The sequence below is a fragment of the Oscillibacter sp. genome (genome assembly GCF_028693505.1).
GTDB lineage: Bacteria > Bacillota > Clostridia > Oscillospirales > Oscillospiraceae > Oscillibacter.
Map to the genome: position 1 here is coordinate 25301 of NZ_JAQUVF010000011.1, position 24634 is coordinate 49934.

Genomic DNA, 24634 nt, shown 5'->3' on the forward strand with positions numbered 1-24634 from the left:
TGTCAGTTGTTTTTTTCTTTTCTCAAAAGCGCCGCAACATAGGCCGCGGCACTTTGTCCCGCAATCAATCCTTCTCCGGACGCCTTGGAGACCTGTAACAGTCCGCCGGTGCAGTCCCCCGCCGCAAACACGCCGGGCAGATTGGTGGCCATCCGCCGATCCACCGCCACATAGCCGTTTTCCACCGCCAAATCCGAAAAGAGGTCCGTGGGCGCCATGGTAGGGCGAAGCAAAAATACCCCTGCCACCTCCGCCGTCTTTCCGTCGCAGACGATGCGCTCCACCTGCTTGTCACCGCTGATAGCGCAGGTTTTGGGCCGGTCGAAATACGTCACGGCGCAGCCCAGGCCTTCCAGAAATTCCGCCTCACGGCGGGCCGTTTGCGTGTAGCCCAGCACCGCCACCTTCTTGCCGCGATACAGCATCCCGTCGCAGGTGGCGCAGTAGCTGACGCCCTTACCCAAAAACTCGGCCTCGCCCGGGAATTTTTTTCCTCTCGCCACGCCGCCGGCCAAAATCAGCGCCCGGGCGTTTTCCATATCGGCGCCGATGCTCACGTACCAGGTTTCCCCCATTCGGACGGTGCTCAGCACCTTTCCGGCGGAAAATTCCACGCCCGCGTCCTTTGCATGGCGGTGCATGGTGCGCAGCAGCTCCGCGCCCGTGACGCCGGGCAGACCCAAATAGTTCTCCACCCGCTCCGCCTTCCAAAGCGGACTCTCCTCCGGCGGATTGGATACCACCAGCACACCGTACCCTCTGGCGCGCACATTCAGCGCTGCGGAAAGTCCCGCCGGACCGCCGCCGATCACCAACACTTCATAGGACATATTGCTCCGTCTCCTCTTCAAACAGCGCTGCCATCAGCGCCGCCACTTCCCGGGACGCGGCGTGATAGTAAACCTCGTTGCCGGAACGCTCCGCCATCACCACGCCTGCCGCCCGCAGTTTTTGCAAATGCTGAGAAACACAGGACTGGGACATCCCGCTGCTCTTTTCCATGCAGCCGACGTTGTGACAGCCGCCGGTCAGCAGGCTATGCACAATGCGCAGCCGAACGGGATGCGCCAGCGCCTTTAAAAGGGCCGCCCGCTCCTCATAGTCTATGTACTTTTCCACGCATATCACCATCCTGTTTTTTATTAGAATATCATAATATTCTAAGTATGAAAGTTGTTTTTGCAACAGCGCAAAAATTTTCAAGGCGGTTGCTTTTAAAGCGGGAGTTTGGTACACTGAGAGCAATGCAAAACGGGAGCCGGCGGATGCCCCGCCGGCTCCCTATTCAAAAAAGCGGCGGCACCGTCCCCGGGGGCGGACGCTGCGCGGAATCGTTGACCGGAGATGCCCTTGCCGCTTGCGCTATACTATGCGGCATCGCCCCCGGCAGCCACACCCACCCGCGTACCCGTCCCGGTCTCACTGCCCCGAAACCACCAGGAAATGAGGAATATCTATGATTAAAATTGCGCCATCCATTCTTTCCGCCGATTTCGCAAATTTAGAGCGTGACATTGGGCGCATCGCCACCGCCGATTACGTCCATGTGGACGTGATGGACGGCATGTTCGTCCCCAACATCACCATCGGCGTCCCGGTGGTGAAATCCATTCGCCCCACCACCTCCCTGCCGCTGGACGTCCATTTGATGATCGTGCAGCCGGGGCGGTACGTGGAGCAGTTTTGCGACGCCGGGGCCGATCTTGTGACGATCCATGTGGAATCCGACACGGAGGAGGCGTTGCACTGCGCCATTGACCGCATTCACGCCAAGGGCAAGCGGGCGGGCATCGTTTTAAAGCCCGGCACCCCGGCGGAGGCTGCCCTGCCCTTTTTGGAAAAGGTGGAATTGATTCTGGTCATGACGGTGGAGCCGGGGTTCGGCGGTCAGAAATTCATGACGGACATGATGCCCAAGGTATCCGCCCTGCGCGCGCTGATCGACGAGAAGAATCCCGCCTGCGAGCTGGAGGTGGACGGCGGCGTGGACCCGGAGACCTGCACGCTCTGCATTCGAGCCGGGGCCAACGTGCTGGTGGCGGGCAGCGCCGTCTACAAAGCCGCCGACATTCCCGTGCGCATCGCGGAGCTGAGAGGGTAAGGCCCATGCAGGATGGTTCTTTTCCCGACCGGGTCTCTCTGGGCGTGTTTCCAACGCCCCTTTGTGCCCTGCCCGCCATCAGCGCCCGCTACGGCCGAAACATCTGGATGAAGCGGGACGATCTGTGCGGCGTGGCGCTGGGCGGCAACAAGGTCCGCAAGCTCCAATACCTGCTGGCGCAGGCCAAATCGCAGGGCTGCGACACGGTGTTCACCACCGGCGGCGCCCAATCCAACCACGCCATGCTCACCGCCGCCTGCGCATCCCGACTGGGGATGCAATGCATTCTCCTTTTAAAGCAGCGGGGCGTCACCGAGCTGCGGGGCAATCTGGTGCTGGATGCGCTGTACGGCGCACAGGTCCGCCTGATCGACACGGACCGCTACGAGGACATCTATGATGAGATGGACCGTCTGAGCAAAGAGCTTGCAGCCCGGGGGCACCGGGCCTATTCCATTCCGGTGGGCGGGTCCACGCCGCTGGGCGCCATCGGGTATGTGGATGCGGTGGAAGAGCTGGCGGAGCAGTGTGCAGCCCAGCATGTCCCCGTGGGCCACATCGTCAGCGCCACCGGCTCCGGTGGCACCACCGCCGGCTTGCTGCTGGGCGCGAAGCGGTATCTCCCCGGCGTCAAGGTCACCGGCATGGGGGTGGACGACTCTCCCTTTGCGGAGATCGTCCCCACGCTGGCGAAGGGCGCTGCCGAAATTCTGGGGTGGCAGTTTGAGCGGACGGCGGACGATTTTGAAATGATCTATCACGTGGGGCAGGGCTATGCCGTCCCCAACGCGGAGGACACGCCGTTTCTCGAAGAGCTTGCCCGGACCGAGGGCATTTTGCTGGACCCGGTATACACCGGCAAGGCGTGGGCAGGGATGCTCAAAAGGGTGCAATCCGGCGGTTTTTCTGACCGGGGCGACATTGTGTTCGTTCACACCGGCGGCGCTGCGGCGCTGTTTGCCATGGACCTGCCCCGGGCCTGAACGCCCTTTCCCCATTTTTATCGAAGGAGCATCGTCGTTATGGAATACTTTCCCGCACCGCTGGAAAATCTGGTGGAGCAGTTTGCCCGGCTTCCCGGCATCGGCGGCAAGTCCGCCCAGCGTCTGGCCTTCTACGTTCTGGGTCTCCCGGAAGAGGATGCCCGGGCCTTTGCCGACGCCATTTTAGACGCCAAGCACACCGTCACCTGCTGTCCGGCATGCCAGAATTTTACCGCCGGGGGACTTTGCCCCATCTGCGCCTCCCCCAAGCGGGATGGGACCACCATCTGCGTGGTGGCGGACCCCCGGGATGTGGCGGCGCTGGAGCGCAGCCGGGAATACAACGGGCACTACCACGTGCTTCACGGCGTGATCTCCCCCATGAATCACGTGGGGCCGGACGATCTTTCCATCAAGTCTCTCGTTGGCCGTGTGGCGGGCGGCGACGTGAAGGAGGTCATCATGGCCACCAACCCGGACACCGAAGGGGAAGCCACCGCCATGTACATTGCCCGGCTGCTCAAGCCCTTTGACGTGCGCATCACCCGCCTTGCCTACGGCATTCCCGTGGGGGGTCATCTGGAATTCGCGGACGACGCCACGCTGATGCGGGCGCTGGAGGGACGGCGCGACATCTGAATTTAGGTAATAAAAAGCCCGGCGCGTCTGCGCCGGGCTTTTTGTGCTCTTTGGGCAAATGCACTTTGCAAAGCGCATCTGTTCAGCGGGCATTACATGAGGTTATAGAGGATTTTGGCCATCTGACCGCGGGTGATGTTGCTGTTTGGCTTAAAGCTGCCGTCGGTATAACCGCCGATGATGCCCTGCGCCGCCATGGTCTGGATATAGTAGGCGGCATAGGCGGGAATCTTGGCCGCGTCCGTGAAGCTTAGCGCCGCCGCAGCATAGCCCTTTGCCTGTGTGCGGCCGATCATGGTGGCGGCCTGCGCCCGGGTGAGGCTGTTGCCGGGATTGAAGTAAATCTTTCCGTCCGGGCCGGTGGAACCGTTGATGATCCCTTCCGTGTAGAGCGCCTTGATGGCAGGCACGGCGTAGTCCGCAATGGCCGCGTTATCCGCAAAGGGCAGCGTCACATCCGCGTACGCGCTCTCCTTCAGCCCCAGATACCGGTAGAGCATCACGGCGAACTGCGCCCGGGTGATGTTCTGATTGGGCTGGAAGGTTCCGTTGGAATAGCCGGTGGTGACGCCGGAGTTATACAGGAAATCCACATAGGTAGCCGCCCAGTAGCCGTCAATATCCGTGAACTTATGCGCCACGCCGTAAGGCTCCACATCCACGGAGGAGCGGCCAATGTTGCCGGAGGCGTCCTTGGCGGTGACGGTGACGCGCATGGCCTCGTAGCTTTCGCCGGGGCCGGGAAGCGAGAGCGTCACCTTGCCGGTGGCGGCGTCGTAGGTGAACGCGCTCTCGCTGCCGTTATACGTCACGCTGACGGCGCTCTTGGGCAGCACGCCGTCCACGGCGTCCTTCACGGTGGCGTTCACCTGCCAGTTGGCCTGATCCAGCGCGGCGGTGACGGCGGGGACCTCTTGGTCCACAGTGCCGCCGAAGGAGGCCACCAGGTGGTCAACATACACGGTACCTGCGCGGGCCGTGTCGGGATAGTCGGTGATGAAGTTGCCGAATCCGTCATCATAGACGTTGGCGCCGGTGGTGCTCACCCGCAGACCCTGCAAGGTAAAGTGCTGGTCGGGCAGCGTCACGGACACCTGCTTCCAGCCGGTAAAGTCCAGCGTGGTGACAGGCAGTGTCAGGTTTTCCTGCGTATCGTTGGCATACAGGAAGGTAAGCACGTTGCCGGAAGCGTCGCCATAGACCCAGAGATTCAGGCTGGTATAGGGAATGGAGATCTCGGGGGCCGTGCCGTAGGTGCGCCACTGGGCGCTGTATCCAAGGTTTTCCGTCAGCGTGTAGTCCAGCGCTGCGGCGCCCCGGCCCAGCTTCACCTGTTCGCTGCCGGTGACACGGCGGAATTGCATGGAATCGCCGTTGCCGTCGGTGAAGATGGTCTGTTCGCTCTCGAAGTCCTCCACGGTCTTGAGGGCCACCTTGGAAACCGTCACCGCCACCACGGCGGATTTTCCGCCGGCGGAGACCGCAATGGTCCCGGTGCCGGGGGTCGTGGCGGTAAATTTGCCGGTTTGGTCAACGGTTCCGATATCGCCGGTGACCGTCCAGGTAAACGCCTCCGGATCGGCCTTGAGCGCAATGTGCCTGTACGCGGCGGAAGCGGAAAGCTGCGTGGTGGAACCGGGCGCCACGCCAAGGGTTGTGAGGATGGCGCTGCCGGCGTCGCGGACGGCCACGTTATCCGGGTCCGCGATGGCGTTCACCGTGGTCGTTCCCGTCTTTCCGCCGCTGTCGGCAGTGACGGTGACCAGCCCGCCCTGCTTGGGGGTGGTCAGCACATTGCCGTCAAGCTCTCCGGCGTCGGCTTCCAGCTCATAGCTCTGATTCATGGGAATATAATTGGTATCCACCGCGGAGGCGGAGATATTCACCTTGCTGCCCGCCAGAACGTAGGCGTAATCCGCGCTGACATAGAAGTGGCTGAGATGGTCGGAGGGCTGGTTGTCGGATACCAGAAAGATCTGGTTGCTGACGGAGCGCTCGCCGCCGTCGGAAGGCTTGTTGATGGTCTTGGCGGTCCACTCATCCGGCTCCGTTACGGACAGCGTGGTGGAGCCGCCGCCATCGAGGCACAGCGCCGTGACACACCCCAGCTCGATGAGTCGCTGGGCCACCTGCGTGAGCGACGCGCCGATGGAATAGCCGGAGCGGCGGCCGTCAATGGTGTAAAACAGCAGCGAGCCGTCCGAGCGCTGGCCCACGGCGGTGCGGGGGCTGACGCCGGCGGCAAGACCCGGCGATACCGCGCCGTTTTCAACCAGCGCATAGAGTGCGCCCACACCGTTTTCCACGTTGTTCCACCCCTCGCTGGATGCGGTGGTGTTCAGCGTGATGGTGGTCCCCAGCGGCACATTGCGCAGCGCGTCGATATGATAGCTGTTAGACTGCTGGTTGACGGACAGCACCACCTGATTTTCTCCGATGGGCGTGGCGGAGGCACCCTCCAGCACCTGGTCCACCGTGAGGGTCAGCGTCCCGCCGATGGAGAGCTTTCCTTCTTGAATGGTGCACACCACATCCACCCCCGGCTCCGTGGTGCCGGTGGTGTGTTTGGCGTTGAAGTCATAAGTATAGAGGTAAATGCCGCCGGTGGATACCCGGGCCTTATTGATGCCGGAGAGCTGGCGGATCACCTGCGTGGGCACCTCGTAGCTGTCCAGCAGCTGGTACCCCAGATCGGCGGAGACCTTCAAAGCGGGCTTGCCCATGATGGCTGTGCCGTCCGCATGGAAGCCGATGGCGTAATACCCGCCGTCGCTGCTGCGAATCTGTCCGTCGGCGACCACCATGCCGATGGGAAGGCCGGTGCCGACATTGTAAAAGTCGCCATTGATGCCGGCCACCACCCGGTGCCCCTCTCCCTCCAGCTGCCGGGCCATGGAGGAGACCGTGTTCCGGTCCGTCAGGCTATTGCCGAAGGTGACAATGGGCGTCACGTTCTCACTGGGTGTATACGTAATCACATTCTCCGTCCGGAGATCCGAATACGCGGTACTCCAGAACACGTTGGTGGAAAGCTGTGTCTGCTGATGCAGCAGCGTCTCCTTCACGGTCACATCCTCCCCCAGCGCGTTGGACGCGGCGGCGGAAAAGCTCACAGACCCCAAAAGGGACAGCGCCAGCAGCGCCGAGACGGATTTGCGAAAAAACTGTTTCATAAATTGCCTCCAAAAGCTCAAAGCCAAGGTTACATAACGTTTACCAGAATAACACAATCCGCATTCAAAGTAAATGTCAAAGAAGATACAAATTTTTGCCTTTCGTGGTAATGATTCTGTAAAAAGGACGTTTGGGAAAGCGGTTTCGTTCCACCAATCTTATTTTCTTCTTGGCGGGCGGAGGGTTCTGTATTACAATGGAAAAAAACAGAGGAGGGCCACCCATGACCGTCACCATCGATCCCGCCCGCTGCATCGGCTGCGGCATGTGCGCATTTACCGCGCCTGCCGTTTTTTGTATGAACGGCGCACATTCCACCGTTCTCGCCCAGCCTGACGGGCAGTCCTTCCGGGTGCTGGACGCCGCCAACGGCTGCCCGGTCAACGCCATCACGGTCCGCAAATAGCCAAAAGAAGAGGAGCCTTACGGCTCCTCTTTTTTATGATTCACACTCTGTAAAACCTCTGATTTTTCAGAAAGCTTTTCAGCACTTTTCAAAGACGGTGGCAACGCCCTGGCCGCCGCCGATGCACAGCGTGGCAAGACCCTTCTTGGCATCGTCGCGCTTTTGCATCTCGTGCAGCAGCGTGACAATGATCCGCGCACCGGAAGCGCCCACGGGGTGGCCCAGAGAGATGGCGCCGCCGTTGACGTTGACCTTCTTCATGTCGAAGTGCAGCTCGCGGGCCACAGCAATGGACTGTGCGGCAAAGGCCTCGTTGGCCTCCACCAGGTCGATATCCTCGATGGTCACGCCGGCCTTGGCCATGGCCTGACGGGAGGCAGGAACGGGACCGACGCCCATGATCTTGGGATCAACGCCGCCCTGGCCCCAGCCGATCAGCTTCGCCATGGGCTTGAGACCATACTTTTCAACGGCTTCGCCGGAGGCCAGAACGATGGCGGCAGCGCCGTCGTTGATGCCGGAGGCGGAGGCGGCGGTCACGCGGGGCGTGCCCTTGTCGGCGGCATCCTTGCAGCCGGTAGGCTCAAAGGTATGGACGACCTGAGGAGCGGGGGACTCGGGACCCACGGGGAAGGCGCCCTTCATCTTGGCAACGCCCGCCATGGTGGTGCCGGCGCGGGGGAACTCGTCCTTCTTGAATTCCACGATGTCCTTTTTGACCTTCACGGGAACGGGAACAATCTCGTCGTCGAATCTGCCGGAAGTCTGCGCGGTCTCGGTCTTATTCTGAGAGGAGACGGCGAACTCGTCCAGCTCTTCGCGGGTGATGCCCCAGATATCGCAGATGTTCTCTGCGGTGGTGCCCATGTGATAGTTGTTGAACGCATCCCACAAGCCGTCTTTGATCATGGTGTCCACCAGCTTCTTGTCGCCCATACGAGCGCCCCAGCGGGCGTCGGGAGCGGCATAGGGCGCAGCGGACATATTCTCGGTGCCGCCGCAGACAATGACGTCGGCGTCGCCGGCGAGGATGGAACGGGCGCCCTCGATCATGGACTTCATGCCGGAGCCGCACACCATGCCCACGGTGTAAGAGGGGACAGAGAAGGGAATGCCTGCCTTCACGGCGACCTGACGGGCGACGTTCTGGCCCTGAGCCGTGGTCAACACGCAGCCGAACATGACCTCATCCACCTGCTCGGGGCTTACACCGGCACGCTTGAGGGCTTCCTTGACGGCAATCGCGCCAAGCTCAGCGGCGGGCGTGTTCTTCAGCGCACCGCCAAAAGAACCGATCGCAGTTCTGCAGCAATTTACAACATAAAGATCTTTCATGGTGTTCCTCCGTTTTATAAAGTATTTGATTGGCGATCATCTCTCGCCCTGCATCTTTTTTCGCGGGTCCACTTTGTCAAAAGCTTGACATGATTGCTAATTTTTTGACAATTATGTAGATGGCTTGTATTTCTGTTTTTTATTATAATGGGTTTCCTCCCCCGCGTCAATGACAAACTTCCCGTTCTTTGAAATTTTGTTAAATATTTATCAAAATAGGCATGGTTTTCGTCACCTTGACGAAAACCATGCCCTCAGCTTGCCGAAAACTTCTTTTCGGCAAGCTGAGCAAGATTTTTTGAACCTCTTGAAGTTCAAAAAACTTCTGATTGAAAACGAAAGACACCCTTCCTGGGTTTCTTTCGTAACTATTTTCCTTCCCGTTTTTGGGGTCATCAGGGTCTGCTGGCAGACTGCGGGCATGGTTTTCGTCACCTTGACGAAAACCATGCCCCACTCTACTCAGCTATTCGCTCAGCTATCCGCGCTCTCCCGCAGGCTTTGCAGCTTCTCAAAAAAATCGGCGGGATCAATTTTTTGATAGGCCTCCGCCTCTTCCACCACCGCGCCTTTGGCGGCCTCCTCCAGCAGGGAATCGAAGTACTCCCCCAGAATCACAGCGGAATCCACCGGCAGCCGCCGCAAAATGGAAAAGCCCTCCTCGGACTCCAGAATCCCGGAGCACTGCCCCTCCTCCAGCGTGGCGGCGGCCTCCTCCAGCGCGCTGGAGAGCGCGCCGTCCCCCACCGTCACCGTCCTTGGACCCTTTGGATCATCCCCCGCCGCGGAGAGCGCGGCAAACAGCGAGGCCTGATCCTCCGCGCTGTTGAGCTGGGAAAACAATTCCGCCGCCCGCTGCTGAGCCGCCGCCCGGTCGTCCTTGACGGCCACCAGAATGCGGTCCAGCGTCATCCGCTTCTCCTTCTCGGCAAAGGCCTTGAGGGCCGCCGGGTCCGGCGCGAGCGCGCTGCCCGGTGTTTGACACTGTGCAAAGAGTTTGGCGTACAGCCCCCCCACGCCTTGAAGCTCCTCCATGCGCTCCCGGTTCAGTCCCCGGTCCCGCAATTTGCGCAAAAACGCATCTTCTCCGTCCTTTGTCTCCTCGGCCCAGTCGCCCTCCAGCGCCTCCCGGTCGCTCTCACTCAGTGCGCAGCCGTACTTTACCGCCCAGTTTTCCACCGTGGCATACAGGGCCGTATTCGCCAAGGCCTGGTCTCTTGCATAGTCCGCAAGCGTTCCGCCGGTCACCGGCGTGTTCCAGTCCAGCCGCAGCCCCGCCTTTTCGTACTGCTCCTGAATCCCGTCGCAGGTATCCGCCAGCCAGTAAAGATACCGCCACGCGCTCACTTTTCGCCCGTCCACCGTCACCAGCACCGCCGTCTCCTCCAAGTCGGCGGCCTCTCCCAAAAATGAGGTCTGGCTCTGGTCGCTCCCCTTCCCGCCGCAGGCGGTCAAAAAAAGGCACACTCCCAGAGCCAGCGCACACACGCATTTTTTCAAGGCGCTCACTCCTCTCCCCCCAAGGTTGTCCATCCATGTGTATGCGGGGAAGGGGCGTATCATGCCTTGTTTCGTTTTTTCAAAAGCCGTGCCCGCTCCGGCGCGGGCGGCGCTTTGTGCGAGAGATACTTAACCGGCGGCCAGCTTCAAATCCTCCACCAGCGTCAAAGCTGTCTCCAGCACGTCCTCGCCGGGCTTGAGCTTCAGCGTGAGGGCCGGATTCTCGCCTGCGGCCAGACTCAGTCGGTATTTGTATTTCGTCTGGGCGCACACGGCAACCAGGCTCTCCGGCCGGAACAGGGCCAGCTGGAAGCGCAGAAGGTCTTTCTTCTGCGAAATATCGGAGATCCCGGCCTTGGCGGCGGCGGCGCGCAAAAGCGCCACATCCAGCAGCGCCAGCACGGACTTTGGCGCCTCGCCGTAGCGGTCCAGCAGCTCGTCCAGCACCTCGGAGGCGTCGTCGTTGCTGCGGATGGCGGCAATGCGGCGGTAGAGGTCCATCCGCTGCTCGGGCGCGGGCACATACCGCTCCGGAATGTTGGCGCTGACGGTAAGGTCGGCGGAGCACTCCGTCTCGATCTGCTTTTCCTCGCCCCGCTCTTCCAAAACGGCCTCTTCCAGCAGCTTCAAATAGAGATCGTAGCCCACGCTCATCAAATAGCCGGACTGCTCCGGTCCCAGCAGATTTCCCGCCCCGCGAATCTCCAGATCCCGCATGGCGATCTTGAAGCCGGAGCCGAACTCCACATATTCCCGAATGGCGGAAAGCCGTTTGGAGGCCACCTCCTGCAAAATTTTGCCCTTGCGGAAGGTCAGATACGCATACGCCCGTCGGGCGCTGCGTCCGATCCGGCCCCGGATCTGGTGGAGCTGGGCAAGGCCCAGACGGTCCGCGTCCTCGATGATGAGGGTGTTGACGTTGGGGATGTCGATGCCGGTTTCGATGATGGTGGTGCACACCAGAATGTCCGCCTCGCCGTCTACCATGGCCTGCATCACGCCGGAGAGCTCCTGCTCCCCCATTTTGCCGTGGCCCGTCACCACTCTGGCCTCGGGACCCAGCATTTTCTGGATACGGGAGGCGGTGAGGTCAATGCTCTCCACCCGGTTGTGGAGGTAATAGATCTGCCCGCCGCGGCCCAGCTCCTTGCGCATGGCGTCCTCCAGAATGGCCCAATCGTGCTCCAGCACATAGGTTTGGACCGGTTGGCGGTCGGCGGGGGGCTCTTCGATGGTGGACATGTCCCGCAGGCCGGAGAGGGCCATGTTCAGCGTGCGGGGAATGGGCGTGGCCGTCAGCGTCAGCACGTCCACCTGCCGGGACATCTCCTTGAGGCGCTCCTTGTGAGTCACGCCAAAGCGCTGTTCCTCGTCAATGACCAAGAGGCCCAGATTGTGGAATTCCACGCCCTTTTGCAGCAGCTTGTGGGTGCCGATCAAAAGGTCTATGGCCCCTCGCTTTGCCGCGTCCAGAATCCGCTTTTGCTCCTTGGGCGTTGTAAAGCGGGAGAGGACCTCGATCTTCACGGGAAAGTCCTTAAAGCGACCGGAGGCGGTGGCGTAGTGCTGCTGAGCCAAAACCGTGGTGGGCACCAGAATGGCCGCCTGCTTGCCGTCCAGCACGCATTTCATCACCGCCCGAAGCGCCACCTCCGTCTTGCCGTAGCCCACGTCGCCGCAGAGAAGGCGGTCCATGGGCCGCTGCTTTTCCATGTCCTTTTTGATGTCTGCAGTGGCGCGGAGCTGATCGTCCGTCTCCGTATAGGGGAAGGACTCCTCAAATTCCATCTGCCAGGGAGAGTCCGGCGAAAAGGCGAAGCCGGGGCGGCGCTGCCGCTCGGCATAGAGGGCGGTGAGGCCCTTGGCAAGGTCCTTGGCCGCCTTTTTCGCCTTGCTCTTTTGCTTGGCCCACTCGGTGCCGCCCAGCTTATTGAGCTTTTGCCGCTCCTGCTCCTCCCCGCCGCCGATGTATTTGGAGACCATGTCCAGCTGCGTGGCGGGCACATACAGGCAGTCGCCCCCGGCGTAGTCGAGCTTGATATAGTCCTTTTCCACCCCGTCCACCGGCAGACGCTGAATGCCCGCAAACCGCCCGATGCCGTGATGGACGTGGACCACCAGATCCCCCGGCGACAGGTCCGTGTAGGACTGGACCTTTTGCCGGTTGGATTCCTTCTTCAGCTTCGCCCGCTTTTGGGGCGCGGCGGTGAGCTGGCCCTCGGTCAGCACCGCCAGCTTCAAAACCGGCCATTCGCAGCCGGCGGAGAGCGCGCCCAGCGAGATGCGCACCTCGCCGGGGACAGGCATCGCCGCGTTTTTCAAATCCAGCACGGCGGGAATCTCCCGCTCCTCCAGCAGTCGCTGCAGATTCTTCGCCCGACTCTCTCCGCCGCACAGCAGCAACACCGCCCGGCCGTTTTTGCGGTACTGCTCCAGATCGCTCACCGCCGTCTCCAGGCTGCCGCCGTAGGAGCTGAGCTGGCGGGCGTTCATGGAGAGCAGACCCTTGGGCTGGAGCGGGTGGCGGGAGATGGGCAGCGAATCCGTCATCACCACCGGAAATTCCTCCAGCGCGCCGTAAAACTCCTCGCCGGAGAGGCACAGGTGGGCATACTCCCCCGCCACCAATCCCACCTCCATCAGCGCTTCCAGATCCTGCCGGAGGGTCAGCAGCGTTGCCTTGACCCGCTCATCCACCCGTCCGCTCTCGCACAAAAACACCACGGCGTCTTTGGGCAGATAGTGGACGCCCGCTGTAAGCTCCGGATAGACAGCGGCAAGATAGCGGTCCATGCCGCCGGGCTCCGCCCCGTTTTTCAGTTTTTCCGCATCCTCCCGCAGCCGGGCGACGGCAGCTTCCGTCTTTTGCTTTTTGGAAAGCTTCTCCGCCAGCGCGGAGAGCTTCTCGCCAAGGCCCGCAAGCCCGCCCTGCGCACAGTGGGGCAGCACCTCCGCCGCCGGCAGCAGCAGCGCGGACTTCACGTTGGCGGTCCGCCGCTGGGTGCCGGGGTCAAAGGCGCCCATGGAGTCAATTTCATCGTCAAAAAATTCGCACCGCACTGGCTGGTCCATCAGGGGGGAAAACACGTCCAAAATGCCGCCCCGCAGCGCAAACTGGCCCACGCCCTCCACCTGCTGGCACCGGGTATATCCGGCAGAGAGCAGCTTTTCCGTCAGGTCCTTGAGGTCGGCCCTGCCGCCCACCTTCAGCGCCACCGCCAAGTCCTTGAGGAGCTTGGGGGGCAGCGTTCTGGCCATCAGCGCGTCGGCAGTGGTGACCGCCACGCGACTCTTCCCCCGGGAGAGCGCATGCAGCGCCGCCAAACGGCCACGCTCCCATTCCCGAGAGGAGACCGCGCCGGGGCGAAACTGCCACTCCCGGGGCAAAAGCAGCACCGGCTCCTCCCCCGTGAGCGTCCGCAGATCCCCCGCCAGCTGGCGGACCTCCCGCTCGTCTCCGCAGACGAACACGGCGGGACGGTCCGTGGCCCGGGCCAGCGCGGCCCCCACGCAGGCCCGCTGCACCGGCTGAAGGCCGCTGACCGCTGCGGGACAGCCGCCCTCGTCCACCCGGCGAATCAGCTCCCTTACCTCGCCAATCGTTTGTAATTGTTGCAGGAAGTGTTCCATAACGCCCTGCCCCCTGTCAAAATTTGGAAATTGATATGCGCACGCAGCCCGCACCGCGCCGCAAGGGGCAGGGTGTGGGTATCCTCCGTGTGCAAAGGGCAATGCGCCCCGGACACACGGAGGGTGGTGTGTCTTGATGCAATTTTATGCGCTTTGCGTCAAGAAGTTGCAAGCGGAATCCGGCCCACGCGGGCCGGACGTCTCAATTGAATTCGTTCATGGCCTTCTGGCAGCCGTCCGTCACAATGCGCTCTGCCGCTTCGATGGCCCGGTCAAACGTTTCCGCCAGCGCCTTCCGCTCGCCCTGAGAGGGGACCCCGATGACCCAGTCGATCATGTCTCCTCCCTCGCCGGGGGCGCCGGTGCCGATCTTGATGCGGGGAAATTCCTGGGTTCCCAGATGGGCGATGATATTTTTAATGCCGTTATGACCGCCTGCGGAGCCGGAGGGCCGCACCCGGAGTTTTCCCACCGGCAGGGACACGTCGTCATAGATCACCAGCACGCGCCCGGCGGGAATTTTATAAAACTGCGCCGCCTCCCGCACCGCCTCGCCGGAGAGATTCATATAGGTCTGGGGCTTCATCACAAGGCATTTTGCCCCGGCAAAATCCATCACATTATAAGCGGCCTTGAACTTCACCCGGTTGAGCTTCACGCCCTGCCGCTGCGCCAGCAGGTCTACGGTGAGAAAGCCCATGTTGTGGCGGGTATGCTCGTATTTCTCCCCCGGGTTTCCAAGGCCGACGATCAGCCAGTCCACGGCGGAGGATTTGTTTCCAAGCAGCATAGAACGCTCCTTTCGGACAAATGGCAGTGGAGCAAGGCGGGAAAGAAGTCTTTCCCGCCTTGCTCAGCGTGTCAAAAAAGTCTTTTCGACACGCTGTGCAAGTTTTTGAAACCCGCAAAAAGTTTCAAAAACTTATGATTGAAAACGAAAGACACCCTTCCTGGGTTTCTTTCGTAACTATCTTCCTTCCCGTTTCCCGGGATTTCAGGGTTTAATTGATAGCCTGAGCAAGGCGGGAAAGATTTCTTTCCCGCCTTGCTCTTTTTGGGGTGCCGCATTGGCGTGCCGCACCGTTTTCTGCGCAGCGGAAAGCTTCCGCCTCCCCCGTCCGTCTCCGACGCGAAGGCGCGAAGCGTTTGCGTCGGAGACGTAGGAAGAACGTAGCGGTGTGAGGAATCGGCAACGCCGGTTCCGAATGAAGCGCAGTTTCTTCCGCGTCCCCCGTCCATCTCCGACGCAAAGGCGCGAAGCGTTTGCGTCGGAAGAGGAGGAAGAACGTAGCGGTGTGAGGAATCGGCAACGCCGGTTCCGAATGAAGCGCAGTTTCTTCCGCGTCCCCCGTCCATCTCCGACGCAAAGGCGCGAAGCGTTTGCGTCGGAAGAGGAGGAAGAACGTAGCGGTGTGAGGAATCGGCAACGCCGGTTCCGAATGAAGCGCAGTTTCTTCCGACGACTCAGCGGAACAGTTTGGAAATGGAGACCTCCTGATAAATGCGCTCAATGGCCTCGCAGAACATGGGGGCAACAGAGAGATACTTGATCTTGCTGCTGCGGGAGGCGTCGATCTCCGGCACGGTGTTCAAAAGCGCCAGCTCCTGAATCACGCTGTCGTTGATGCGGTCGATGGCGGGGCCGGAGAGAACGCCGTGGGATGCGCAGGCGTGGACGCTCTTGGCGCCGCCGACTTCGATCAGCGCCTTGGCGGCGTTGCACAAAGACCCGCCGGTATCCACCATATCGTCAAACAGGATGCAGTCCTTGCCGGCCACATCCCCGATGACGTTCATGACCTCGCAGCTGTTGGCCTTTTGACGGCGCTTGTCCACGATGGCCAGATTCATGTGCAGCTTCTGCGCGAAGGCGCGGGCGCGGGACACGGAGCCAACGTCGGGAGAAACCACCATCATATTCTCGCAGTCGGTGCCAAACTTCTTGGCGTAGTAATCCACGAAAATGGGGTTGCCAGCCAGATTGTCCACAGGGATATCAAAGAAGCCCTGAATCTGGGAGGCATGCAGGTCCATGGTCAGCACGCGGTCGGCGCCGGCGGTGGTCAGCATATTGGCCACCATCTTGGCGGTGATGGGATCGCGGGCCTTGGCCTTGCGGTCCTGCCGGGCATAGCCGAAATAGGGGATGACTGCGGTGATGCGGCCTGCGGAGGCGCGCTTGAGCGCGTCGATCATGATGAGCAGCTCCATCAGATTGTTGTTGACGGGAGTGCTGGTGGACTGGATCACGAAAACATCACTGCCGCGGACCGTTTCGTACAAAGAGACAAAAATCTCGCCGTCAGAGAAAGTTCCGACTTCGGATTCACCCAGCTTTGTCCCCATGAGTTTGCAGACTTCCTCTGCCAGCTTCGGGTTCGCATTTCCGGAAAACACCTTAATATCCTTGCCGTGAGAAATCATTGGAAAACGCCCTCTTTCTATATTCTATCATTCTATATTCTATCATTTTCTAAAACAACGAAATAAACGGAAGGTACGGTTCACTGCTCTTTGCCGTGGAGCCGTCTGCGGCGCGCGGCCCATCCCTCCAGATTTTTCTGTCTGGTCCGTGCCACGGCCAGCGCGTCGGCCGGCACTTCCTCCGTAATGGTGCTGCCAGCGGCGATGTACGCGCCCTGCCCCACCTTGACCGGTGCGATCAGGTTCGTATTGCAGCCGATAAACGCGCCGTCCTCAATGGTACAGCGGTGCTTTTGAAATCCGTCGTAATTGGTGGTGATGGTGCCGCAGCCGAAATTGACGTTGCTGCCCACATCGGAATCCCCCACATACGTAAGGTGAGACATCTTGGTCCCCTCGCCCAGCGTGCAGTTTTTCAGCTGGACAAACGCTCCCACGTGGCACCGCGGCCCCACGGTGCAGTTGGGGCGGACATGGGCGTAAGGCCCCACGTCGCACCCATCTCCAAAGGTGCTCCCGTAAACCTGAGAGGCGTTGATCTCCACGTCGTCTCCCACCGTGCAGCCGTCCACCACGGCGTTGGGGCCAAGGGTGCAGCCCCGGCCGATGTGCGTCTCGCCCCGCAAAATGGTTCCGGGCAGGATGGCGGTCCCCCGGTCGATGGTGACCCGGGGGTCAATATAGACGCTGGCAGGGTCCAGAATCCGGACGCCGCCGCGCAGATGCTCTTTGACAACGCGCTCCCGGAGCAGCGGCTCCAGCTCGGCAATGGTCTCCAGCGAGAAAACCGGCAGCCAACCGGGAACCAGCTCCGCCGCGGCCACCTGATTGGTCATTCGTTCCTTCCAGCTCTCCTGCAGCTCATAGCCGGGCGCCGCGTAAGCAAACCCCGCTCCCGCCTCCGCCATGGGCAGCGCCGCTCTGGGCAATACCAGTACCGGGTCCGGACTGTTCAAAAATGCCGTAAGATCCTTTTGCTGCTCGGATACCGTCACATCCGCCTCCGGCGGGAAGCAGTTTTTTGCCTCGGTTGCAAAGCGGGGACCGCAGACAACAAAAAACCGCTGCACACCGTCAGCCAGCAGTTTCCTGCTCACCCACGTTAAAAGCGGGCAGAAAAGAGCGGTCTCCAGCATAAGCGGTTTGGAATCTTCCGGGACGGAGGCGTCTTCTTCCAGAAAGAACAAAGCGTTCTTCGGACAACTCATGGTGCGCTCCTCCTCTGATTATTTTATCGTCAGGGCAGGGCTATCCCCCTGCCTTGGCGCGTCACGCGCAGCTTTATTATATCAAACTTTTACAGGAAATCCAGTGTTTCCGGCGAATTTATTGGAGAAATTTCTCCCAAATCTTTTTTTAATTCCCGTCTTTTTTTGTCGGAGGCAACGGAATTTTCTTCTTTCCCTTCGCATTCCCTTTTTTCTCTCCGGATTTTGCCGCCACCGGGCGGCAATCATTGCTCTTTTCTGCAAAATTTCATTTTCTTTCCCATATTGTAGTTGAATTTGTACACGTAAAAGATTACAATATCACTTGCTTACAGAAAAGTGGAGGTTTCGTCTTTTATGCTGAATGTGGTTTTGGTAGAGCCGGAGATTCCGCAAAATTGCGGCAACATTGCCCGCACCTGCGCGGCCACGGGCAGTCGGCTCCATCTGGTCCGCCCGCTGGGCTTTGACATTTCGGACAGGGCCGTCAAGCGCGCGGGTCTGGACTATTGGCATCTGGTGGAGGTTTTCGATTACGAAAACCTCGACGCGCTTTTTCAGCGGCATCCGGAAGCCGCCGCGGGCGCCTGGCTTACCACCACCAAGGCGCCCCGTTCCTATCAGGAGGCTGACTTTTGCGCGGACAGCTGGCTTTTCTTCGGGAAAGAGACCGCAGGACTGCCCCTCGCCTTCCGGGAAAAATTCCGCGACCGCTGCATCCGCCTTCCCATGCGTCCCGACGCCCGCAGCCTGAATCTCAGCAACACCGTGGCTGTGTGCGTTTACGAAGCGCTGCGGCAAGCTGGTTTCCCGGGCCTTCAGGACGCCGGTGAGATGGCGCAGGGCTGAATTTCCTGCAAAGTGCCGATACTATTTTAGGAACCCCGGCGCAGCCGCGCCGCAAACTATACCAAATCAAGGAGGACTTCCTCATGAATTACAGGAAAAAGACCGTACGGGACGTGGACGTCAATGGCAAAAAGGTCCTACTGCGCTGTGACTTCAATGTGCCCCAGGACAAGGAGACCGGCGAGATCACCAGCGACAAGCGCATTGTGGCCGCACTGCCGACAATCCAGTATCTGCTGGACCAGCACGCCGCCGTCATCGCCTGTTCCCATCTGGGCAAGCCCAAAAACGGGCCGGACCCCAAGCTGAGCCTCGCCCCTGTGGCCCAGCGCCTGGGGGAGCTTTTGGGCAAGAGCGTGCTCTTCGCCCGCGACGTGGTAGGCGAGGACGCACAGGCCAAGGCCGCCGCCTTGCAGCCCGGCGAACTCCTTCTGCTGGAGAACACCCGCTTTGAAAAGGGCGAGACGAAAAACGACCCCGAGCTGGCAAAGGCCATGGCCTCCATGGCGGACGTGTACGTGTCCGACGCTTTTGGCGCGGTCCACCGGGCCCACGCCTCCACCGCCGGCGTCGCGGCGTATCTGCCCGCCGTCTCCGGCTTCCTGATTCAAAAGGAGCTGGAGGTTCTGGGCAGCGCCATTTCCAGCCCCAAGCGGCCGCTGGTGGCCATCCTTGGCGGCAGCAAGGTGTCCGGCAAGATTGGCGTCATCAACAACCTGCTGGAAATTGCGGACACCATTATCATCGGCGGCGGCATGGCCTATACCTTCTCCGCCGCTCAGGGCGGGAAGATTGGCGACAGCCTGCTGGAGGCCGACTGGATGGAGTACTCCCGGGAGATGGTGGAAAAAGCCGCCGCAAAGGGCGTGAAGCTTTTGCTGCCGGTGGACACCGTCTGCGCCGACGCCTTCGCCCCCGACGCCAAGTCGCAGGTGGTCAAGGCCGGGGAGATTCCCGACGGCTGGCAGGGTCTGGACATCGGACCGGAGACTGTCAAGCTTTACTGCGCGGCGGTGGCTGACGCCGGTACCGTGATCTGGAACGGACCCATGGGCGTTTTTGAATTTCCCGCCTTTGCCAGAGGTACGGAAGCCATGGCCAAGGCCCTGAGTGAAACAGACGCCATCACCATCATTGGCGGCGGCGACAGCGCAGCCGCCGTGGAGCAGCTGGGCTACGCCGACAAAATGACGCACATCTCCACCGGCGGCGGCGCCTCTCTGGAATTTCTGGAGGGCAAGGAGCTGCCGGGCGTGGCTTGTCTGCTGGACCGGTAAACGGCCCGCCGGACATCTGACAGGCGGAAACAGAGCACGGGGGAACTGGTGGTTCCCCCTCCTCTTTCCGGTTATAAAATCTCCATATTTTTTGGAAAACGCCGGGAAATGCTTGACAAATTCGGCGGTTTTCGTTATAAGTTAATAGGTTTCCACGTCCGCTCTTTCAGCGGCCGTCGTTTTTTCCTCTACACAGATTTTTTTGCGGTCAGCGGTGCTGAGCGCGTGATTTTCAAACAATAAAGGAGCATGAAGAACATGAACCGCAGATATCGCAAAACCGTCATTGCCGGCAACTGGAAAATGAACATGACCGCCACCGAGACCAAGAAGTTTGCCGAGGAGCTGAAAAAGATCCTGCCCCGCGCCAAATGGTGCGAGACGCTGATCTGCGTGCCCTCCTGCAACCTCTCCGTGGCTGCCAAGGCCTTTAAGGACCTGCGCATCTCCGTGGGCGCCGAAAATGTATATTTTGAAGAAAAGGGCGCCTACACCGGCGAGATCTCCGCGGAGATGCTCAAGGATCTGGGCGTAAAATACGTCATCGTGGGCCACAGCGAGCGCCGTCAGTACTTCTGCGAAACGGACGCCACCGTCAATAAGAAGGTCCACGCCGTGCTGGGCGCGGGCATGAGCCCCATCATCTGCGTGGGTGAGAGCCTTGCCCAGCGGGAATCCGGCGTCACGGAAGAGTGGATTGCGCTGCAGGTAAAGAGCGCGCTGTGCGGCGTTCCCGCCGACAAGCTGCGCCGCTGCATCGTCGCTTACGAGCCCATTTGGGCCATCGGCACCGGCAAGACCGCCACCGCCGAGCAGGCCGGCGAGGTCTGCGGCGGCATCCGCGCCACGATCCGCAGCCTGTACGGCGCCCGCGTCGCCCGCTCCGTCACCATCCAGTACGGCGGGTCCATGAATGCCAAGAACGCCGCAGAGCTGCTCGCTCAGCCCGATATCGACGGCGGCTTGATCGGCGGGGCCGCCCTGAAGCCGGACCAGTTCGTGGAGATCATCAACGCCGCGAATCAGGACTGACGGCGCTTTCCGCGCCCCGGCAAAGAGTCTTTCCTTTGCAAGCTCCTTTCCATCTTTTCGGACGGTGGAGACCGTCTGCTTTTGTCCGGCTTCGGCCAGTGAAATGAGGAATTTAATTCATATGAATAAAACACCAACTACCTTGATCATCATGGATGGTTTCGGCATGACGGACGGCGTCTCCGGCAATGCCATCCGCGCTGCGAAAACGCCCCGGCTGGACCAGTTCTTTCAGGAATTTGCCCACACGGAGCTGTCCGCTTCCGGTCTGGACGTGGGTCTGCCGGCAGGTCAAATGGGCAACAGCGAGGTCGGGCACACCAACATCGGCGCCGGCAGGGTAGTCTTTCAGGATCTTCCCCGCATCACGAAATCCATTGCCGACGGGGACTTTTTCCAGAATCCCGCCTATCTTCACGCCATGGACGCCTGCGCGGAAAAGGGCGCCGCCCTTCATTTGATGGGCCTTTTGTCCGACGGCGGCGTGCACTCCCACTTAGAGCATCTGTTTGCTCTTTTGAAGCTGGCCCGGAGCAAGGGACTGGAAAAAGTCTATATTCACGCGTTTCTCGATGGGCGGGACGTCTCTCCCACCTCCGGCGCTGATTTTGTGGCCCGCACCGTGGAAAAGTGCCGGGAAGTGGGCGTTGGCAAAATTGCCACCGTCATGGGCAGATACTACGCCATGGACCGCGACAAGCGCTGGGACCGGGTGGAGGAAGCATACGACGCCATGGTTTACGGCGAAGGCGCGTCCTTCAATCCCCTGCCCGTCGCCGCCGTGAAAAGCTCTTACGCCGCCGGAATTACCGACGAATTTATGGAGCCCGTGGTGTGCGACGCCGACGGCACCATTTCCGACAATGACAGCGTGATCTTTTTCAACTTCCGGCCGGACCGCGCCCGGGAAATCACCCGGACCCTGGTGGACCCGGCCTTTGACGGCTTTACCCGCCAATATTTCCCCGTCACGTTTGTGTGCAACACGGAGTACGACGCCACGATGCCCAATGTGGAGGTGGCCTTCCCCCGCACCGGCGTGCGCAACGGACTGGGCGAATATCTCAGCCAGATGGGTCTTTCCCAGCTGCGCATCGCGGAGACGGAAAAGTACGCCCACGTCACCTTCTTTTTCAACGGCGGCAGCGAGACCGTGTTCCCCGGCGAGGACCGGGTGCTCGTCGCCTCTCCCCGGGTGGCGACCTATGATCTCCAGCCGGAAATGAGCGCGCTGGAAGTGACGGACAAGTGCGTCGAGCGCATCGAATCCGGCGCCTACGACGTCATCATTCTGAATTTTGCCAACTGCGACATGGTGGGCCACACCGGCATGCTTGAGGCCGCCGTGAAAGCCGTTGAGACCGTGGACGCCTGCGTTGGCCGGGTGGTGGACGCCACCTTGAAGATGGGCGGCATCGCCATGATCACCGCCGACCACGGCAACGCCGAGCAGATGGCGGAGCCGGACGGCAGTCTCATGACCGCCCACACCACCAATCCGGTCCCCTTCATTCTCTGCGGCGCGGGAACGGAGCTGCGCCGGGGCCGTCTTGCGGACATCGCCCCCACCATTCTGGATGTGATGGGCCTTGCGTGCCCCCCGGAAATGGACGGAAAAACGCTGATCGTCAAATAATTTTTTGGCAGACTCTTTTTAAAAGCAATGAAAGCGGCGCCCTCTGGGCGTCGCTTTTCCGTTTTTCCATCATGTATGAATTTTTGAAATTTTGTCCATACTTTCCTCAAACCTATGGAAGCTCTGACGGAATCAACGTGTGCGATGATCGAATCAGAGGTTCCCTATAAACGAGGGAGGAACCTGCATGAAAAATAAACTGAAAACCCTGTTGGGAAACGGCGGCTTTTATGCCGCACTGGTCGCCTGTGTGCTGGCGGTGGGCATTGGCGGATACTACCTGCTGCTGGACCGGGACGGGACGAATCCGGCATCGGAGATCCCGACGCAGGCCGAAGTGACCGCGCCGGCCCCGGAGCTGCAAGAGACGGAGGAGCCCGCCGTGGTGGAGACCATTCAGCCCACGCCGGTGGCAGAGGAACCGCCCTCCATGCCGGAGGAGGAGATTGACAGCACACCGGTGGTGGCGGAAGCGCCCCGGCTGATTGTCTCGCCGCTCAAAGGCGACGTTCTCACCGCGTTTTCCGTGGACCAGCTGGTTTACAGCGAAACCCTGAACGACTGGCGGACCCATGACGGGCTGGACATCTCCGCCAGGGCCGGCACCACCGTTCTGGCCGCCTGCTCCGGCACCGTCTCCGGCATCACGGACGACGCGCTGATGGGCACCACCGTGGTCATCGACCACGCCGGCGGCTATCAAACCACCTACGCAAGCTTGCAGACAACGCCCAATGTGGAAGTGGGCGACGCCGTATCCGCGGGACAGATTGTCGGTGCCGTGGGCACCACCGCCGCCGCGGAGTCCGCCCAGGGACCTCACCTGCATTTCTCCGTCACCAAGGACGGAGACGCCGTGGACCCGGATGAATTTTTAAAGCGTTGAATGCAAAAAGCACCGCCCGCTGAAAACGGGCGGTGCTTTTTTGTACAGTTGCGCTTTCCTTCAGGTGTTGTCCCGGCTAATGGGTTCGCGGATGAGAAGGCGGCGAAGCGCCTTGCCGTCAAAGGGAATCAGCGGATAGAGGTATCCCCTTCCCACCAGCGGCTTGGTGGTGGCCAGCAACAGCAAAATGCCAAGCAGCCCCAGCACAAACCCCACCACGTCCAGCGCGGCGGTGAGCAGCAGCAGCGCCACCCGTAAAAGCTTAAAGGCATAGCCCATCTCGTAGCTGGGCTGGGCAAATCCGGCCACGGATACAAACGCCATATACACCAGAACCTCCGGCCCCAGCCAGCCCGCCTGCACGGCAAAATCGCCCAGAATCAACGCGCCCAGCATGGAAAAGGAGTTGGAGAGGGCGTCCGGCGTGTTCAGCGACGCCAGCTTCAAAACATCCACCATAAACTCCACCGCCAGCAGCTGCCACAAAAGATCCAGCGCCGCAGGCTCCGGCGAGGAGAGAAACAGCAGCCACTCCGGCAGCCGCCCCGGCGCGCGGACCATCAGATACCAAACCGGCGTAATGAGCAGTGAGATTAAAAACACGGCAATGCGCAGCAAGCGCAGATACGTCCCAACCAGAGGCGGAAAGTAAAACTCGTTGGCCTCCTGCGTAAAGTCGAAAAAGCCGGTGGGCAGAATCATCACTGACGGGGAGTTGTCCACCATCAGCACAATATTTCCCTCCATGACGCTGGCGGCGGCGCTGTCGGGCCGTTCCGTGTAGCGAACCTTTGGAAACGGGTTATACCACTGCTTGGGCCGGATCGCCTCCGCCACGCTCTCCTGCCCCATGGAAAGGGACTTGACGGCGATGGCGCTTAGCTTTGCCCGCACCTCCTCCAAAAGCGCGGCGTCCACCTTGTCATCCAGATAGCACAGCACCGCGTCGGTGTGGGAGCGGGTCCCCACCTTGCAGCCCTCCATGGTGAGGTGTGGGTCCCGGATGCGGCGGCGCAGCAGCGCCATATTGGGTACCACCGCCTCCACAAATCCGTCGTGGGAGCCGCGCAGCACCTTGCCGTCCGGCGGCTCCGATACGCCCCGGGAGGGATAGTCCTTGGCGTCCATCAGCGCCGCGCCGTAGATCCCCTCGATCAGCAGCAATGTCTTTCCCAGCAGGACGGAGGTCACAATATCCGTCCCGTCAAAGCTGACGTTGGTTTCGGAAAATGTAATGAATCGGTCCGCAAAGCGCTGCATTTCCGTTAAGTCCATCAGCTCCGCCGCCGAAAGCGACAGCCAGAAGGCCCCCATCCGTTCGAGCGTTCCGTCCTTACCATAGCCGTCGATGACCCAAAGGCGGGCGCGCCTGCCGCCGATCACATAGTCCCGGCTGACCAGATCGCAGCTGCGCCCCACGCCCAGCGCGGCGTCGAACCGCCGCACATTTTCCGCGTAATCGTTTGATAATTTCTCCATGCTCCACCTCCGTGAATAAAGGTAGTATGTGCGGCAGAAGGTGGATTATTCCAATACGATCTGTCATATTTTTGC

General features: G+C 60.7%; 20 protein-coding genes. 10 read left to right on the plus strand and 10 right to left on the minus strand.

All coding sequences use genetic code 11. The features are described 5' to 3' along the window. Positions 1–2 precede the first annotated feature (2 nt). Positions 3–830 carry an NAD(P)/FAD-dependent oxidoreductase gene (locus tag PHI30_RS04955; protein ID WP_300024674.1) on the minus strand — a complete coding sequence of 276 codons (828 nt, stop codon included), beginning with the start codon at positions 828–830 and terminating at the stop codon, positions 3–5. Continuing rightward, a complete protein-coding gene (locus PHI30_RS04960; protein WP_300024677.1) occupies positions 820–1119 on the minus strand; it encodes a helix-turn-helix transcriptional regulator in 300 nt (99 codons plus the stop codon). Before PHI30_RS04960 ends, PHI30_RS04955 begins: the two co-directional genes overlap by 11 nt. Before the next feature lie 337 nt (positions 1120–1456). Between PHI30_RS04960 and rpe the strand changes: the two genes are divergently transcribed. Genes rpe through recR form a run of 3 tightly spaced genes read left to right on the plus strand, consistent with a single transcriptional unit; the run spans position 1457 to position 3723 of the window. Beyond that, positions 1457–2101, plus strand: a complete 645-nt coding sequence (gene rpe / locus PHI30_RS04965) for a ribulose-phosphate 3-epimerase (protein ID WP_300024679.1) — start codon at positions 1457–1459, stop codon at positions 2099–2101. Between the two features lie 5 nt (positions 2102–2106). Continuing rightward, complete coding sequence (locus PHI30_RS04970; protein ID WP_300024682.1) at positions 2107–3084, plus strand: 1-aminocyclopropane-1-carboxylate deaminase/D-cysteine desulfhydrase; 978 nt, start codon at positions 2107–2109, stop codon at positions 3082–3084. Between the two features lie 39 nt (positions 3085–3123). After that, on the plus strand, positions 3124–3723 hold the full coding sequence (gene recR, locus PHI30_RS04975) for a recombination mediator RecR (RefSeq protein ID WP_300024685.1): 600 nt from the start codon (positions 3124–3126) through the stop codon (positions 3721–3723). A gap of 92 nt (positions 3724–3815) precedes the next feature. Here the strand turns inward: recR and PHI30_RS04980 are convergent, their stop codons facing one another. Further along, positions 3816–6896 (minus strand): S-layer homology domain-containing protein, encoded by a 3081-nt coding sequence (locus PHI30_RS04980; protein WP_300024688.1) that lies wholly within the window; start codon positions 6894–6896, stop codon positions 3816–3818. A gap of 224 nt (positions 6897–7120) precedes the next feature. Here PHI30_RS04980 and PHI30_RS04985 point away from each other — a divergent pair, with 224 nt between their 5' ends. Then, positions 7121–7303: a ferredoxin gene (locus tag PHI30_RS04985; protein ID WP_300024691.1), complete on the plus strand. Its 183-nt coding sequence runs from the start codon at positions 7121–7123 to the stop codon at positions 7301–7303. Positions 7304–7381: 78 nt separating this feature from the next. On the opposite strand, the gene PHI30_RS04990 is transcribed toward PHI30_RS04985, so the two are convergent. From PHI30_RS04990 to pth, 4 genes are all read right to left on the minus strand, one after another. Next, the gene (locus PHI30_RS04990; protein WP_300024694.1) at positions 7382–8638 is read right to left on the minus strand and encodes an acetyl-CoA C-acetyltransferase; all 1257 of its coding nucleotides are present in this window, start codon (positions 8636–8638) and stop codon (positions 7382–7384) included. A gap of 474 nt (positions 8639–9112) precedes the next feature. Then, entirely contained in the window at positions 9113–10138 is a 1026-nt protein-coding gene (locus PHI30_RS04995; protein WP_300024697.1) for a peptidylprolyl isomerase, read from the minus strand. Positions 10139–10267: 129 nt separating this feature from the next. Continuing rightward, positions 10268–13768 carry a transcription-repair coupling factor gene (gene mfd / locus PHI30_RS05000; protein ID WP_300024700.1) on the minus strand — a complete coding sequence of 1167 codons (3501 nt, stop codon included), beginning with the start codon at positions 13766–13768 and terminating at the stop codon, positions 10268–10270. A gap of 202 nt (positions 13769–13970) precedes the next feature. Then, positions 13971–14558, minus strand: coding sequence for an aminoacyl-tRNA hydrolase (gene pth / locus PHI30_RS05005; protein WP_300024703.1), 588 nt, complete (start codon positions 14556–14558; stop codon positions 13971–13973). A gap of 20 nt (positions 14559–14578) precedes the next feature. Between pth and PHI30_RS05010 the strand changes: the two genes are divergently transcribed. Next, positions 14579–14773, plus strand: coding sequence for a hypothetical protein (locus tag PHI30_RS05010; protein WP_300024706.1), 195 nt, complete (start codon positions 14579–14581; stop codon positions 14771–14773). A 459-nt stretch (positions 14774–15232) separates the two neighbouring features. Here PHI30_RS05010 and PHI30_RS05015 read toward each other — a convergent pair whose 3' ends face one another. Both PHI30_RS05015 and PHI30_RS05020 read right to left on the minus strand, forming a co-directional pair. Then, the gene (locus tag PHI30_RS05015; protein WP_300024708.1) at positions 15233–16192 is read right to left on the minus strand and encodes a ribose-phosphate pyrophosphokinase; all 960 of its coding nucleotides are present in this window, start codon (positions 16190–16192) and stop codon (positions 15233–15235) included. 80 nt (positions 16193–16272) lie between these two features. Further along, entirely contained in the window at positions 16273–17400 is a 1128-nt protein-coding gene (locus PHI30_RS05020; protein WP_300024710.1) for a DapH/DapD/GlmU-related protein, read from the minus strand. 357 nt (positions 17401–17757) lie between these two features. Between PHI30_RS05020 and PHI30_RS05025 the strand changes: the two genes are divergently transcribed. From PHI30_RS05025 to PHI30_RS05045, 5 genes are all read left to right on the plus strand, one after another. Further along, positions 17758–18249: a tRNA (cytidine(34)-2'-O)-methyltransferase gene (locus PHI30_RS05025; RefSeq protein ID WP_300024712.1), complete on the plus strand. Its 492-nt coding sequence runs from the start codon at positions 17758–17760 to the stop codon at positions 18247–18249. Positions 18250–18332: 83 nt separating this feature from the next. Next, positions 18333–19526, plus strand: a complete 1194-nt coding sequence (pgk, locus tag PHI30_RS05030; protein ID WP_300024714.1) for a phosphoglycerate kinase — start codon at positions 18333–18335, stop codon at positions 19524–19526. 258 nt (positions 19527–19784) lie between these two features. Continuing rightward, positions 19785–20558, plus strand: coding sequence for a triose-phosphate isomerase (tpiA, locus tag PHI30_RS05035; RefSeq protein WP_300024717.1), 774 nt, complete (start codon positions 19785–19787; stop codon positions 20556–20558). Between the two features lie 121 nt (positions 20559–20679). After that, positions 20680–22194 (plus strand): 2,3-bisphosphoglycerate-independent phosphoglycerate mutase, encoded by a 1515-nt coding sequence (gene gpmI / locus PHI30_RS05040; protein WP_300024719.1) that lies wholly within the window; start codon positions 20680–20682, stop codon positions 22192–22194. Between the two features lie 187 nt (positions 22195–22381). Further along, positions 22382–23080 (plus strand): M23 family metallopeptidase, encoded by a 699-nt coding sequence (locus tag PHI30_RS05045; protein WP_300024722.1) that lies wholly within the window; start codon positions 22382–22384, stop codon positions 23078–23080. Positions 23081–23140: 60 nt separating this feature from the next. On the opposite strand, the gene PHI30_RS05050 is transcribed toward PHI30_RS05045, so the two are convergent. Continuing rightward, positions 23141–24559 carry a spore germination protein gene (locus PHI30_RS05050; RefSeq protein WP_300024724.1) on the minus strand — a complete coding sequence of 473 codons (1419 nt, stop codon included), beginning with the start codon at positions 24557–24559 and terminating at the stop codon, positions 23141–23143. Positions 24560–24634 lie beyond the last annotated feature (75 nt).